Source organism: Clostridium tepidiprofundi DSM 19306 (assembly GCF_001594005.1).
GTDB lineage: Bacteria > Bacillota > Clostridia > Clostridiales > Clostridiaceae > Clostridium_AC > Clostridium_AC tepidiprofundi.
This window is the reverse complement of sequence record NZ_LTBA01000017.1, coordinates 1-16,519: the sequence shown is the minus strand read 5'-3', so window position 1 is coordinate 16,519 and position 16,519 is coordinate 1. Positions and strand designations below refer to the sequence as shown.

10 protein-coding genes and 1 other annotated feature are annotated in these 16,519 nt (G+C 29.5%); of the genes, 4 read left to right on the top strand and 6 right to left on the bottom strand.

The genetic code is table 11. The annotated features are described in order from the left end of the window. The first annotated feature begins 107 nt into the window (after positions 1–107). Entirely contained in the window at positions 108–2,165 is a 2,058-nt protein-coding gene (locus CLTEP_RS08000; RefSeq protein WP_066825188.1) for a sigma 54-interacting transcriptional regulator, read from the top strand. Between the two features lie 46 nt (positions 2,166–2,211). On the opposite strand, the gene CLTEP_RS07995 is transcribed toward CLTEP_RS08000, so the two are convergent. Next, entirely contained in the window at positions 2,212–3,756 is a 1,545-nt protein-coding gene (locus CLTEP_RS07995) for a MutS-related protein (protein WP_066825182.1), read from the bottom strand. A gap of 617 nt (positions 3,757–4,373) precedes the next feature. Here CLTEP_RS07995 and kdd point away from each other — a divergent pair. Continuing rightward, entirely contained in the window at positions 4,374–5,426 is a 1,053-nt protein-coding gene (gene kdd / locus CLTEP_RS07990; protein WP_066825179.1) for an L-erythro-3,5-diaminohexanoate dehydrogenase, read from the top strand. 177 nt (positions 5,427–5,603) lie between these two features. Next, complete coding sequence (locus CLTEP_RS07985; protein WP_153016301.1) at positions 5,604–5,828, top strand: hypothetical protein; 225 nt, start codon at positions 5,604–5,606, stop codon at positions 5,826–5,828. 65 nt (positions 5,829–5,893) lie between these two features. Here the strand turns inward: CLTEP_RS07985 and CLTEP_RS07980 are convergent, their stop codons facing one another. The 4 genes from CLTEP_RS07980 to ileS form a co-directional block, all read right to left on the bottom strand. Beyond that, a complete protein-coding gene (locus tag CLTEP_RS07980; protein WP_066825168.1) occupies positions 5,894–6,757 on the bottom strand; it encodes a DMT family transporter in 864 nt (287 codons plus the stop codon). 223 nt (positions 6,758–6,980) lie between these two features. Beyond that, entirely contained in the window at positions 6,981–7,358 is a 378-nt protein-coding gene (locus tag CLTEP_RS07975; RefSeq protein ID WP_066825165.1) for a HipA N-terminal domain-containing protein, read from the bottom strand. 189 nt (positions 7,359–7,547) lie between these two features. Beyond that, positions 7,548–10,037, bottom strand: a complete 2,490-nt coding sequence (locus tag CLTEP_RS07970) for an ABC transporter substrate-binding protein (protein WP_066825162.1) — start codon at positions 10,035–10,037, stop codon at positions 7,548–7,550. 189 nt (positions 10,038–10,226) lie between these two features. Continuing rightward, positions 10,227–13,331: an isoleucine--tRNA ligase gene (gene ileS / locus CLTEP_RS07965; protein WP_066825160.1), complete on the bottom strand. Its 3,105-nt coding sequence runs from the start codon at positions 13,329–13,331 to the stop codon at positions 10,227–10,229. Between the two features lie 139 nt (positions 13,332–13,470). Then, positions 13,471–13,775 (bottom strand) — a binding site (T-box leader). A gap of 417 nt (positions 13,776–14,192) precedes the next feature. Here ileS and CLTEP_RS07960 point away from each other — a divergent pair. After that, entirely contained in the window at positions 14,193–15,236 is a 1,044-nt protein-coding gene (locus tag CLTEP_RS07960; RefSeq protein ID WP_066825157.1) for a threonine aldolase family protein, read from the top strand. Positions 15,237–15,532: 296 nt separating this feature from the next. Here the strand turns inward: CLTEP_RS07960 and CLTEP_RS07955 are convergent, their stop codons facing one another. Then, complete coding sequence (locus CLTEP_RS07955; protein WP_066825154.1) at positions 15,533–16,285, bottom strand: DUF4184 family protein; 753 nt, start codon at positions 16,283–16,285, stop codon at positions 15,533–15,535. Positions 16,286–16,519: the final 234 nt, after the last annotated feature.

The window sequence follows — 16,519 nt, the reverse complement described above, 5'->3', positions numbered from 1 at the left end:
ATCAAATTCATTATATGTGATATAATTATATCAGTAATTATGTTAGTGAATATAAATATAAATATAAAAACTATAACAATGAAAATACAAACTATTGGAGGTAACAAATGAGCCACTATTATCAATATGGAAATCATCGCTGTCTTGATTCGATTCATTCATTTCCAGATTCAACTTGGAAACTTGATAATACACCAAACATTTATGAAAACGAAATACTAATTGATGTTTTTCTCCTTAACATAGATTCTGATAGTTTTATGCAAATTTATGTCGAATGTGATGGAAATAAAAATAAAATGTCAGAAAAAATCATGGAAATAGTAAACATGCGTGGCAAACTTCACAATCCTATTACAGGAACAGGTGGAATACTCTGTGGAAACATATTGCAAATAGGTAAAAACTATAAAAATAAATACAAACTACATAAAGGCGACAAAATAATTAGCTTGGCTTCTCTTACATTAACACCCTTATTAATTGAAAATATAATTAGCATTGACTGCCATTCATGTCAACTAAAAATACAGGGTAAAGCTATTTTGTTTCCAAATTCACCTTTGATAAAAATTCCAAATAATTTACCTTTAAAGCTTGTTATGGCTGTTTTAGATGAAGCAGGTGCTCCTATTCAAAGCTTTAATTTAGCTAAACCTGGATATAATATTTTGATAATGGGTGCATCATCTAAAATAGGTCTTATGTGTGCTTATGCAGCTAGAAAAAAAATTGGATATAACGGTCGTATAATAGGTATTAATAGTTCAAAAGAAATAGACTTTTTTACTAAAAAACTAAACAATATTTTCGATAACATATACTATTATGATACATTAAAACCTTTGGAAAGCTATGAAAAAATTATTAAAAAAGAGCATGAATTTGACTTAACATTAAATTGCATAAACTTTTCAGGAACTGAAATGTTGAGTTTATTATGTACAAAAGAATGTGGCACAATATATCTAGCAAGCCTTGGTAGTAATTACAAAACAATGTGTCTTTCTGCAGAAGGAATAGCCAAAGATATTAACATTATAGCATATAAAGGTTATACTGAAGGACATGCTAATTTCACAATAAAATTATTAGAAGAAAATAGTGACCTAATTGAACTTTTAAATAGAAGACTTGAGAAACGTTATTATGATGAATTTAATAACAATAAACTAGCTTCAAATCCAACTTTTGAATCAAACATTTTAAAAGATATAAATCTTGAAGAATATGTATTTGAAAGTTATGAAATAAAAAAGGTTTTACACACCGCTTTTAAAGTCGCCAACTATAATTGCACCGTTCTAATCACTGGTGAATCTGGTGTAGGCAAAGAAATAATTGCAACGGCTATCCATAAATCTAGTGACAGAAACTATAAACCTTCTATAAAAATAAATTGCGGTTCAATACCTAAAAATCTTCTTGAAGCAGAACTTTTTGGTTATGAAAAAGGTGCTTTTACAGGTGCAGATAAAAAAGGCAAAATAGGATTTTTTGAAATAGCGGACAAAGGCACTCTATTTTTAGATGAAATAGGTGAACTTCCTTTAGACTTACAAGTTAAGCTTTTAAGAGCGATACAGGAAAAGGAAATTTATAGAGTTGGTGGCATAACCCCTATTCATATCGATGTTAGAATAATCGCTGCAACCAACAGAAATTTATATGATATGGTTAAAGAAGGTAAATTTAGAGAGGATCTATATTATAGGCTAAATGTTTTTCCTATAGAAATTCCTCCTCTTCGCAATAGAAAAGAAGATATTATTCCCCTAACTAAACATTTCATAAATAAATACAATAAAAAATTTAATCTTAATAAAAGCATAGATAAAGTTGCATTAGAATATCTTACAGAATACTCATGGCCTGGTAATATACGCGAACTAGAAAACGTAATACAGCGATTATTAATAAGTACAGATAACAATATAATTACAATAGTAGATATAACCAAATATTTACACGATGAATATATTCCTTTGGTTGAACATACTTCATTTGAAATTGACAATCGTTCATTACAAGAAATTCTAGATGAAAAGGAATATGAAATATTAAAGATAGCTAAAGAAAAGTATAAAACAACAAGACAAATAGCAAAGGCACTAAAGATGAGTCAAACAACACTAGTAAGAAGACTTAAAAAGTATAATCTATAAAAAACACCCCAGGGGCGGAAAAATTTTCCGCCCCTGGGGTGTTTTTTTATTCTGTCCTTTTATAGGCATTTTCTATTATTGTTTTTGGATAATTAATATACTCTAGAAGTCTAATTGCATTTCTAGTTTGAGAAATTCCTTTTTTAAGCTTATAATCAAAACTTAAACCTTTATCATTATCAACATCTTCGCTAAAATAATAAAACTCATAGTCATCTTTTAAAATATCAGCTAGTTCTCTATCATGTGTTGTTACTATAGGAATTGAATTTTCATTATTCAAATACTTTAATATTTCTGCTGATAATGCAATCCTTTCTACAGGATTAGTACCCCTAAATATCTCATCTATGGAACAGAAAACAGGTATATCCTTTTTTATAGCATCAAATATTCTTAGTATTGATTCAGCCTCTGCCATATAATAACTCTTTCCTTTCACTAAATCGTCATTAGGACTGATTGATGTAACTATGTTTAAAAAACTCGCTTCATAGTCTTTAGCTAAAACAAAGTAAAATGTTTGAGCTAAAACTATATTTACTCCTAACATCTTTAAAAATGTGGATTTACCTGACATATTTGTTCCTGTAAGAACTATGCCCTTATTATTTATAGTAATAGAGTTAGGTACAGCATTTTCTATTAGAGGATGTATTCCTTCTTTAATACTCAATGAAGTTTTATTTTTAAATTTAGGTCTTATGTACTTATTTTTTAAATTGTGTTGATAACCCGCAATTGATATTAATGCTTCCAATTCACCAACTATATAATAGAGTTCCATAACATACTGCTTTTTGTCTTTCAATTTACTCGACACAGCATAATATGCACTTTCTTCTAAAAGAAAAATAAATGCAATAATTTCAAATAATCCTCCCCAAACATTTGTAATTACAATCAATCTCGTACTTCTGTCGATATCTCTTATCTTTTTTAGTATAGAACTTATTTTATCAGTATAACTAGAAACACCCTCATTTTTTATACTAGCTATCTTTTTTGCAGCTATTATAATATTTCTCAAATAGCAAATTCCATTTGATTTAATATTACTTTGTTCATGATTGCTTATAATCATATTCAACCCACTTAAAGCAAGCAAACCTAAAATTATTTTTTTATCCACAAATATTGATAAAAGTATTATTATAGAAGGTATCACTTTACCTATAAAAGTGTAAAGATAATATTTTAACCTATTTACTTCTAATTCATTTTCCATCATATACAAAAAACTATTTTTAATATTTTTACCCAAATTATAATATATGCACAGAAGCCTCTCTCTTAACTTTTTATCATTTTTAAATAAATCTATTAATCTACTCCTGTATTTTAACTTTTCTTCATCCATCAATGGGTTTCTTAACATAGAATACAACGCAGCCTCTCCTAAACTGCTATAATTTCTATCTAATTTTTTATATACACTATCCATATTCAAATCTTCCCATGTTTGGTCGTCTAATGTGTATTCTCCTTTTTCACTCATATCAAAAAATTTTCTTATACCTTTAATATCTCTAGATTTGTCCATTTCCCTTTCATACTCACGTCTTATAAGCCCTAAAATTCTTTTATTCACATAAATTCTCCTTTCAAGCATTAATATCATATTTGAACATTACATTATGAGTTTTTAATTATATAAACTCATCGATTCTATAAAACTCCCACTTCTATAAGTGGGAGTTTTAAGCTTTTTACTTAAGGTAGAGTAGAATATTCACCTAAAATCCTTATGTTTTGATTTAGCAAAACGAACTCACTTTCAACACTTATAATATTGTACATCTTAACCAATATATTTTCAATATTTATAACTTCTGCAATAATACTTTTTCTATATAAGTAGAAAATCGAAGCTTTTCACATAATATATTTAGCTTTAGCAAAACAAATTTATTTTCAAATTTAAACTATTATAGTATATAATAACTTTTATGTGCAAATCTTTTTCCGAACCAATAATGGTTCTTTGAACCATTATTGCAATAACATTGAACCAATTTCGGTTCAATGTTATTGCATAAGAATATAATAATATAAACACAATATCGCATTAGAAGTTTTGAATCCCTTATGTTTTTGGAGATTTATAACATTGATAAATTTTAGGCACAACTCTTGCTGATAATATTTATATTGAAAACATAAAAATCATCACAACACCAATTATACTATATAGAGGAGGAATTACATATGAAAAAAGGTCATCCATACGGAATTCACAGAGTTATATCACCAAAGGGCGTACTTCCACAGCCTGCCGATGTTATCGATAATAATATGGAACTCTACGATAATGAAATATTAATCGATGTTCAAACTTTAAATATTGACTCTGCAAGCTTTACTCAAATTCACAATCAAGCTGATGGAAACATAGAACAGATAAAAGAAATTATTTTAGGTATAGTTGAAAAAGCTGGGAAAATGAAGAACCCTGTTACAGGTTCTGGCGGAATGTTGATAGGTCGTGTTGAAAAGATTGGCTGTGCATTAGAAGGGAAAATTGATTTAAAAGTTGGAGATAAAATAGCAACTTTAGTTTCTCTTTCATTGACTCCACTCAGAATAGATGAAATATTAGAAATTCGTCCTGAAATCGATCAAGTTGATATAAAAGGTAAGGCTATACTTTTCCAAAGTGGTATTTATGCTAAAATCCCAAACGACCTTCCTGAAAATCTAGCACTTTCAGTCTTAGATGTTGCTGGTGCACCAGCACAAACTGCAAGATTAGTTCAAGCTGGACAAACTGTAATTGTTTTAGGTGGTGGTGGAAAATCAGGAATGTTATGCCTATATGAAGCAAAGAAAAGAGCAGGTGTAAGTGGAAAAGTTATATGTGTAGAATACAGCGATACAGCTTTAAAAAGATTAAAAAATCTTGAAGAAGAAGGTGCAAAACTTGCTGATGTATATATTCAAGCTGATTGTACAAATGCTTGCGAATTAATGGACAAAATCAGTGAAGTTACTAATGGTGAAATGGCAGACGTTACAATAAACAACCTAAACGTACCAAATTCAGAAATGGGAACTATATTAGCTACTAAGGATAAAGGAATTGCTTACTTCTTTAGTATGGCAACTAACTTTACAAAAGCTACTTTAGGAGCTGAAGGTGTTGGTAAAGATATTAGCATGGTGATGGGAAATGGATATACTAAAGGACATGCAGATGAAGCACTTCAAATCATGCGTGAATGCGAACCTTTAAGAAAACTTTACGAGGAATTATACGCGTAATAATATAAACAGTTCACCTATGGTATGATACTTTTTAACTAGATACCTACCATAGGTGATTTTTGTATAATATTTTATGCAATCGCACAACCTATTAACATATAAATAATGTTAAAGGGAGGCGACTATTAATTTCTAAAATTAATATTGTATTTGATTTTAGAAATTAAAATCATTATGTACAAAGAACCTTATTTTGAGCCTGAAGAAAAAGATAACTTACTAAATAAAATTCCTGGTAAAATAGGCAAAACATATCTTACTGAAGAAGCTTTAAAAGATGCTGTAGAAGAAATAAAAGACAAGAAAGCCGAAAATAAGAAACTTTACAATGAACTTTATGGTTTTTCAGTTCATCCAAATCCATCTTTTTTTGCTAATGAACCAGATGATTTAATATAACAATTTTAACATTAAAAAAAACAGATTTAAGTTTCATTTTAAACAGGACTCAAATCTGTTTTTTTCTACTTCTCTATTCTTGTCCATTTATTATTGTATAAATACGTAATAATAGCAGCTGTTACAATAAGTATTCCTCCAAAAACACTTAAAGCATCTGGTATCTCTTCCCATAAAAAAAATCCAATTACAGCTGAAAATACAATACTAAAATAATTAAATATTGATACTTCTGATGCTGGAGCATATTTATATCCAAATGTAAGCGAGAACTGACCAATTGCAGCAAAAATTCCTGTGCATAACAAAAAAATCAGTTGCATCATGTTTGGTAATTTAAAGTTAAATAGCATTAATGGAAGTACTCCTATTACTGATACTAATGAGAAATAAAATACTATTGTAGATGGATGTTCTTTATTTTTTAAATATCTTACAAGAGTATATGCTGCTCCTGCACATACTGCTGAAACTGTACCTGAAACTGCTGGAAGTATAGCAAAACTAAATCGAGGTTTTATAACTAATAATGCTCCTATAAACACCACAATTAAAGCAGGAATTTGAATCTTTGAAAGTTTCTCATTAAGAAAAACAAATGCAAATAGCGTCACAAAAAAAGGTGAAAGTTTATTAAGCATGGAAGAATCAGCAAGATATAAATTATTTATAGCATAAAAATAAAATACTACTCCTGATAATCCTAATAGCGATCTAGCTATTAAATATTTTTGATTTTTTCTATCGCCAAACATGCTAACCTTGTTTTTTCTGATAAATAAAAATGCAACTCCCAAACTTACAAGATTTCTAAAAAAAACTTTCTCAAAAATAGGAATATTACCTGATAATTTCACCATTGCACCCATCATTGCAAATGCAAACGCCGATAACATCATAAAAAGCACAGCTTTGGGTTTATTATCCATACATCTCACCACCTAAAATAATAATACTAAACAATTCTATCAGATATGTTGATTTCTTTCTACATTTTTTTATAAATTTATAAAACTCTTGTTTATAATTAACAAACATTACTGATTTCAAATTAAAACTCTATAGAATTTTCTCATTTAACAAGACAAATCAACAAAAGAAGTTGTCTCAATAGCGAAACAACTTCTTTACAGTAACTAAAAAAAATGAAACTTATAAATTATCACTTAATTCATCTGGAACAACAAATTCAAGATTATCATGTTCACTCTTTCCACCTGTTTTCTTTAGCAATTCAAATTCATCATACTCTTCTACACCATGCTGTCTTAATACTTCATCAATATTCCTTTTTTCTTTATTAGGAATTCTTTCCGCAAAAGAACGAAACAACTCCTCTCTAAAATATTCCGCATCTACCTTAGGCAAATAAGGTAATAATCTAAAATTATATTCCGAAGCTTTTTCTACCCCTTTGACATCATACTTAAAATAATATTTACCATGTCTTCTATGCAACTCACCAACTTTAAAAGTTTTGTCATCTTTCTTCCAAACCAACCACAATATTTCATCTTGATTATAACTCATCTTGTCACCTTCTTTTCCAAGTTTTTCGATATATCTACATAATATATTATATATCGACAAACATCCACACAGTACTTACTATACTATATTATATAAACAATTTCAATAACATTTTTCACAAAGCTTTACTAAAATATGCATTACTAAAGCACTTAACAATCAGACATAGTAAAAAGCGGTTAACACCGCTTATTTTACTTTTTTAATCATTATATCTTCATATCTAAATTTTGTGAATGGATCCATTTCAACCCCACTTATTCTATCATTCAAAGCAAATCCTGATTGAGGATGAAACAAGAAAATCATAGGAGCATCATCAACAATCATCTGATGAGCTTTTTTATACATATTCGATTTTTTTTCTGGATTTATTATAGTCTTTGCATCTCCAATTAATTCAACAACCTCTTTATTATAATAATGACCATAGTTAGCAGCTGAATCCTTCATAATTAATGGCTCTATAAAATTAGCCTGATCCCCTGTATCTGCAATCCAACCAGTTATTATAACATCACTTTCTCTCATCATTTGAGGTGATAAATATTCTTTTGGATCAACATTTTTTATATCAACACCTATTCCAACAGCTTCATAATTTTCTTTCATTATGGTAGCAGCCTTTTCAAACATACTCTTTCCATCACTGCCTTTTACCTGAATAACAAGTCTCTCTGAAGAATACACTGCTTTTTTTAATAGCTCTTTTGCCTTTTGAGGATTATATGAATAACTATTTAAATTATCATCATACAATATTGCCGGTGGAAATATTCCTTTAGCTTCTTCTGCCATTCCTCCCATTACCTCATCTATTATTCTTTTTTTATCTAATGCATAATTTAAAGCTCTTCTCATATAAATATTATCTGTAAAAATACTATTTCTATCGAAATTAAACACACCATAAATCGTTGTCATTGTACTTTTCATTTGCATTTTATCACCATAACCTAGTTCAATCAATTTTTCTTTGGTTTCATTATTGTTAACTAAAATAAAATCATATTCACCTTTATGAAATTTATCAATAAAATCTGTATCTTTGAAAGTAACTTCAACTCTTTCTATATATGGAACACCACCAAAATAATGTCTATTAGCCTCTAAAACACACATATTTTCCTCTATATTACTTAATTTATATGGACCACACCCTGTAAATTTACCTTTTTCAACATCATCTATATCAATTACAGCACAACAACTCTGTGCTAAATTCAATAAAAATCCACTGTAAGGCATTTTAAGTTTAATCGCTAATCTGTATTCATTTATTTTTCTGATACCAGAAATACTATATACACTGCCATTATAATATTCTTCCGCGCCCTCTATTGGAAATAAAAACCATGCATTTGGTGACTTTAATTTAGGATCTAGCAATCTCTTAAATGAATATATAACGTCATCGCTCGTAATATCTTTACCATTATGAAATTTTGCACCTTGTCTTAAGTTAAATATCCATGTTAAATTGTCTTCCTCTACATGCCAACTTTTTGCAAGTCCTGGGTGTATATCTGTAGCAGTCCCAGTAATCAGCAATCCCGCATGAACATTAAGCAAAATTTTACTAGTAAGAACATCATAACTCATTATAGGATCAAATACCGTAGGCATACCCCCTAAACAAGTTCTTAATGTATATTGAGTAGTTGTATCGCTCTTAATCCTATCTAAAATGGCTTTACCATTCTTTTTTAAATTATCCACTATTTTAGATAGCATAGCAATTGATGTTTTTGTATACGATGTGTTTAAAGAAGATATCTCCAACATAGACATTGTTTTTTCTGAAATATCATTCATTTCCTCTGTTGAAGCTATTACTTCTTTTAACCCTTCTGTCTGCTCTGTTGTAACATTGCTTATCGTATTAATAATTTCAGTCGTTTCATTTACAGCATCAATAATTTGATCAAACGACTTTTTTGTTTCATCTGCTATCTTCATGCCTTCATTTACATTATCAATGCTTTTATCCATAACTAAAACAGTTTCCTTTATGCTGCTATTCATTTCTTGAATTACTTGATAAATCTCTCCTGCTGCTAATTCACTTTTTTGTGCAAGCTTCTTAACTTCATCAGCGACTACAGAAAAACCTCTTCCTGCTTCACCAGCTCTAGCAGCTTCAATAGATGCATTAAGAGCTAAAAGATTAGTCTGTTTTGAAATGTCTCTTATTATATCCAACATCTTATTTATATTTTCAGCTTTGTCTTTTAAAGTATATACAACATTTTTTATGTTATTAACAGATTCAGCTATTATATTCATTGCATTAATAGAATTGTTTACTGCTTTGCTTCCATTTTGGGCAGTCATGAGTGTATCCTCTACTACCTGTTGAGAATTTGTTGTATTAGCATACACTTCCTCTGCCATAGCTGAGTAATTATTTATTTCAGAAGCAACTCTTTCTATTGACTTCATTTGCACTTCTGCATACCTTGCCATATTATCAATAGAATTAATAAGATTCAAAGTTATAAAATCTGTCTCCTCTATTTTTTTCATCAAATTATTTATTATAGGTTCTTGATTATGAATAAGCAATTGAAATTCTCTTTCTTTAATGTCCGGTTGTTTAACTTTTAATTCTTCATTCTGTGAAACATTTAATGTGTTTTGGTTGCATTCATTTTTATACTTATTTTTCCACCCAAACATACTAATCTCTCCTATATATAATATAATCTTTCATACTATGTAAAATATTTTTATAAAAATTAAATATAATTTATTATACCATAGAACTATAACAATTACATATTGCATTTCAAATAATTTCTAAAAAATGCACAGTAGCCCAACTGCCACAAAGCAGACTACTGTGCATATAATACAAAACAATTTTTCTTATTTTATAACTTCAACAGCAATTTTAAGAATTTCACCATTGATTTTTACTTCTTTATATTCCTTAACTTCATTATAAATTACTACTTCTGATAATGTTTCCTTTTTTATTGTATCTTCGAATTTTTTAATAATGCTTTCAAGCATATCATTGCCAGACACATAAAGATTTATCTTATCTGCTACTTCAAATCCACTATCTTTTCTCATATTTTGAATTTTGCTCAATATCTCTCTAATATGTCCTTCTTCTCTTAATTCTTCAGTTATTGTGGTATCAAGCACTACACCAATATCTCCTTCACCTGCAAATGCAAACCCCTCAAGTCCTTGCATTGTAACAAGTAGGTTTTCGCCATTAAGAACTATATCTGTTCCATCAACATTTATAGTAACTTCTCCACCATTTTTAACTGTTTGAGCTAATTCCATCTGATTCATAGATGAAATCTCTTTTCTAATCTTAGGTATTAATTTTCCATAACTCCTACCAAGTACAGGAAGATTAGGTTTAATTTCAAAATTAACATATTTAGAAATATCAGCACCTAATTCAACCTCTTTAATATTAAGCTCATCTTTAATTATATCGCCATAGTATTGTGGAAGAACTTCAGTTGACAAAAGCATTTTTGAAAGCGGCTGTCTATTTTTAATATTTGCTCCATTTCTAGCTGCTCTACCAAGCTTAACAACTTTGTAAGCAATGTTCATTTCTTTTTCAAGTTCTTCATTTACTAAGTCAGCATTGTATTCTGGCCATTTACACAAATGAATGCTTTCTTTTGCATTTTTATCTATATTAACAACAAGGTTTTGATACATTTCTTCTGTAATAAATGGTATAAATGGTGCTGCTATTTTAGAGAATGTTACAAGCACTCTATAAAGTGTCATATATGCACCTATTTTATCATCAGTTAATTCTTCTGACCAATATCTTGCTCTATTTCTTCTTACATACCAATTTGATAGTTCATCAACAAATTCGTCTAAAGCAAGTGCAGCTTGAGTTATTTTATAGTTATCAAGATGTTCCTCTACATTCTTTATTAATGAGTTCAATCTTGACATTATCCATTTATCCATCACATTTTCAGAAACAAAATCTTCATATTTTGTTGGATCAAACTTATCTATTTCTGCATAAAGAACATAGAATGAATATACATTCCAAAGAGTGCTTAAGAATTTTCTTTGTGCTTCTGCAACATCATCTATAGAAAATCTTGTTGGAAGCCATGGAGCACTTGCAGTATAGAAATGCCATCTTGTAGCATCTGCTCCCTGTGATTCTAACACATCAAATGGATCTACAACATTACCTTTATGCTTAGACATCTTTATACCTTTTCCATCAAGTACATGACCTAATACTATACAGTTCTCAAAAGGTGCTTTATCAAATAATGCTGTAGAAATCGCAAGCAATGTATAAAACCAACCTCTTGTTTGATCAACTGCCTCAGATATAAATTGTGCTGGGAAATTTTGCTCAAATATTTCTTTATTCTCAAATGGATAATGATACTGAGCAAATGGCATTGAACCTGAATCAAACCAACAGTCAATAACTTCTTTTGTTCTTTTCATAGGCTTACCACATTTTGGACATTTCAATTGCACTTTGTCAATATATGGCTTGTGAAGTTCAACATTTTCAGGTACATCGATACCTTTTTCTCTTAATTCTTCTCTGCTTCCTATACATTCTCTATGACCACATTCACATTCCCAAATAGGAAGTGGTGTACCCCAATATCTATCTCTACTTATACCCCAATCTATATTGTTTTCAAGGAATTTACCCATTCTTCCAGTTCTTATGTTATCAGGAAGCCAGTTTATTTTATTATTGTTTTCTATTAATCTTTCTTTAATAGCAGTAGTCTTAACAAACCAACTGTCTTTTGGATAATATAAAAGCGGAGTATCACATCTCCAACAATGTGGATATGAGTGAGTAAATTTTTCTGATTTATATAAAATTCCTTTTTCTTTCATGTATTCCAGTATCTTAGGATCAGCTTTTTTAACAAACATACCCTTCCATGGCTCTACACAGTCAACAAATTTTCCTTCTCTATCTACCAAATTAATTAGTGGTAAATCATACTTTTTACCTAATCTATTATCATCTTCACCATATGCAGGTGCTATGTGTACTATTCCAGTACCATCTGTAAGAGTTACAAAATCACCATGAACAACATAAAATGCTTTCTTTTCTGGCTTATAGAATGGTAATAGTTGCTCATATTCCATTCCGAGAAGCTTTTCACCCTTAAACTCATCTACTATTTCATACTCACCATCTAAAACATTTAATAGTTCTTTTGCAAGTATTAAATGTTCTTCATTATTGATTACTTCTACATAATCATAAGCCTTATTAACCGCTAAAGCCGTGTTACTCGGTAATGTCCAAGGTGTAGTTGTCCATGCAAGTATGTATTTATCTTCTTGAGCAACCTTGAATTTTACAAAAGCTGTTGCTTCTTTTACATCTTTATATCCTTGTGCAACCTCATGTGAAGAAAGTGCTGTTCCACATCTTGGGCAATATGGCATAATCTTATGTCCTTTAAATAGTAATTCCTTATCCCACATTGTCTTAAGTGCCCACCAAACAGACTCAATATAATCATCGTGATAAGTAACATATGGATTATCCATATCAACCCAAAACCCTAATTTTTCAGACATGTCTTTCCACATGTTTGTATATTTAAATACACTGCTTTTACATTCAATAATAAACGGTTTCACACCATAATCTTCTATTTGTTCCTTACCTGATATTCCTAATTTTTTTTCGATTTCTAATTCGACAGGTAATCCATGAGTATCCCAACCAGCTTTTCTTAAAACCTTATATCCCTTCATAACCTTATATCTTGGAATTAAGTCCTTCATAACTCTTGTAAGTACGTGTCCTACATGAGGTTTACCATTTGCAGTTGGAGGTCCATCGTAGAATGTAAAGTATTCACCATCTTCATTTAAATCAAAGTTCTTTTGTATAATATCCTTATCATTCCAAAGCTTAGCTATTTCTTTTTCTCTATCGACAAAGCTTTTAGAATTATCAACCTTTTTATACATTTGCTTTCTCCTTTCTTAAATGTTTATTTTTATATTTCAAAATTTACTCTACTCACTTTATGTTTCATCAGCTACTTCAAAAACAAGCAATTCAAGTTCACATGCCAAATTTTTGATGAAACTCAAAAAACTTCGCCCAAAATAGGACGAAGTTAAATCCGCTATACCACCTATGGTAACAAAATTTCAAGCACAAACACTTAAATTAACAATTGCCAATGCACAACTAAAATTTCAATTATAGCCGTCTAACATAAATTGCCAATAGTCAACTGTATAATGCTCTATTCTTTAACGCAGAATTACGTATAAACTTACTCACAACACATGCTTTCAGTTCTCAGCTCATAGGTGATTTTCATTAATCCTCTACTGTGAGATTCCACCATACCTCACTCTCTGAAAGCTTATAGATTAACTACTCTTCCTAATCAACGCCTTTTAACACTATAACACATTCTAATATATAAATTATCTCCATAAAAACACAAAATATTCAATAACAATACTAAATCTAATTTTCATTAATTATATTATAATTAAAATTTCTTGTCAACAAGTTTGTCAATATATTCAGAACTTTAGTATCTATATCCCAGTAAAAATCTTCAATTAAGTTATTAATCTTTATATATTTTTTATAAATAAATTTGACTTTCATATATTTTTATATAATTATATGTATATAAACTCATTTTTCGTTGATTTTATATATTTTTTATATATTATCAAATTTTATGTATAATATTTTATATCTTAGAGGAAGTGATCTGTTGATTCATATTAATAAAGAATCAGAAAAATATACACCAATAGCCAATTTAATAGCAAAAACATTTGGCAAAAAGGGGGAAAATACTAATGTACAGTTTTAAAAATGACTATAGTGAAGGTGCTCATCCAAAAATCTTAAATGCTTTAATAGAATCAAATATGGAGCAAGAAGAAGGATATGGAAATGACGTACACTCTCAAAATGCAATTTCTAAAATAAAAAAGCTTATAGGAAATGAAAATATTGATGTTCACTTTATATCAGGAGGAACACAAACAAATTTAATCGCAATTAGTGCTTTCTTGAAACCTCATGAAGCATGTATATCTGCTAATACAGGACATATTGCAATTCATGAAACTGGTGCAATTGAGTATACTGGTCACAAAATAATTACAGTAGATTCAAATGATGGTAAGGTGACAGTTGAAAAAATACAAGAAGTATTAGAGTTTCATACAAATGAACATCTTGTAAAACCTAAACTTGTATATATTTCTAATTCAACAGAACTAGGTACAATATATACAAAAGAAGAACTTAAAGTTTTAAGTGAATTTTGTAAATCTAATGATCTTATTTTATATTCAGATGGTGCAAGACTAGGTTCTGCTATGTGTGTTAAAGATTCAAATTTAACATTATCAAATATGTGTAATTTTACAGATGCATTTTCTATTGGTGGAACTAAAAATGGAGCTCTTCTTGGTGAAGCTTTAATAATAAAAAATGAAAATTTAAAAAAAGACTTTAGATACCTAATAAAACAAAAAGGAGGACTCCTTGCCAAGGGAAGACTTTTAGGAATACAATTTGAAGAATTATTTGAGGATAACCTTTATTTTAAACTCGCAACTCACGCCAACGAAATGGCAAATCTTTTAACTAAAGGATTAGAAGAAGTTGGTTGTGAATTTTTGATAAACTCACCAACAAATCAAATTTTTCCTATTCTAGAAAACAAACAAATTGAAAAACTAGAAAAAAAATTCGATTTTCATGTTTGGGAAAAAATAGATAATACTAGATCTGCTATTAGACTTGTTACTTCCTGGGCAACCAAAAAAGAAGCTGTACTTGAATTCATACATGAAATAAAACAAACTATATATTCAGAAAACCTTAACTAGTGAATAGCAAACTTTAAATAAAGAATAATGAATAGGGAATAGAGATTAGTAAAGGTAGAAATTGCTACGCAATTTCTACAAAATAAGAGTTCTAGTAGGTACTAGGAGAACAATGAAGGTACTAGGAATTTAAAAATCTGGTTGTAAGTATATAGTAATCAAGTTATAAATCTATACTAGCATACTAGGCGTCTAGCCATCTAGCAAACTTGTTTTCCTCCTAACACCTAGTACCTCTTTCCTAGTACCTAACCCCTAGTACCTGGTACCTAAAACCTTGTTTTAATCCCTAGCCCCTACTTCCCAGTAGCACTACAAACAATAGCTGACGCTGTCATAATGCCAATAAATAATCCATCTACAACAGTAACAACAAAAATACCGATATTACCTTTGCTAACTCCCTCTATTCCATTCATTTTGTATAAAACCAAACTTATGAGCATCAAAAATATAACTGCAAAATATATAATCTTTATGCTAGAAGGCATTTTATTACTATACATAACATTTCTATTCCTAATTTTAAATAAAAATATCAATATAACAATTAACCCTAATAACGTACTCCCATGTTGAAGTAATTTATACACTGGAATACTATACCTATAAAAATTTATATTATTCGACAATGAAGGAATAATCCTAACAAACATTCCTGTACTATGCGTAAATCCATCCCAAAAAACATGTGTAAACATACCAAGCAGTGCAGAATAAACAAAAATCAAAAATTCTTTAAGTGATTTTATTTCCCATCTTTTTTCTATTAGATATCTATACCAATTATCCATAGGATGCGGCAAACACATTACTAGTGGTTTTTTTATAACATAATGAAATAAATATGCTAATAATAAGCATAGTGGTAAATTCAAATATAAAAATCCCCAAAATGTATGTCCCACAATTCCCATTGGTCTAAATCGCAAAAAATATTCAAAATCAGGTGCCATACTTCCTAAAATCAATGCTGTTAAACTAAAATACCTACTCCACTTTTTCTTAATTGGAATAATCGCTGCTGGATGAGATAAAGTAAAAGGCATCACTATCACCTGGTTTCTAAAATTTAGACAATCTTACCTGTCTAAATTTTTCACCTTATCGGACTAATAAGATGGTGGTATCACAGGATTCAACCACTAGGATAGCATTGCTAAATCTCGTCTTGCCACTATTGTTCAATTATCCCAATAGAGTCCTACAAGATTATGGGAGTTACCCATTCCTCAAAATATTTTAATCACCTAAGCCTTTCCTACTAGGTGTACTTAGGCAAT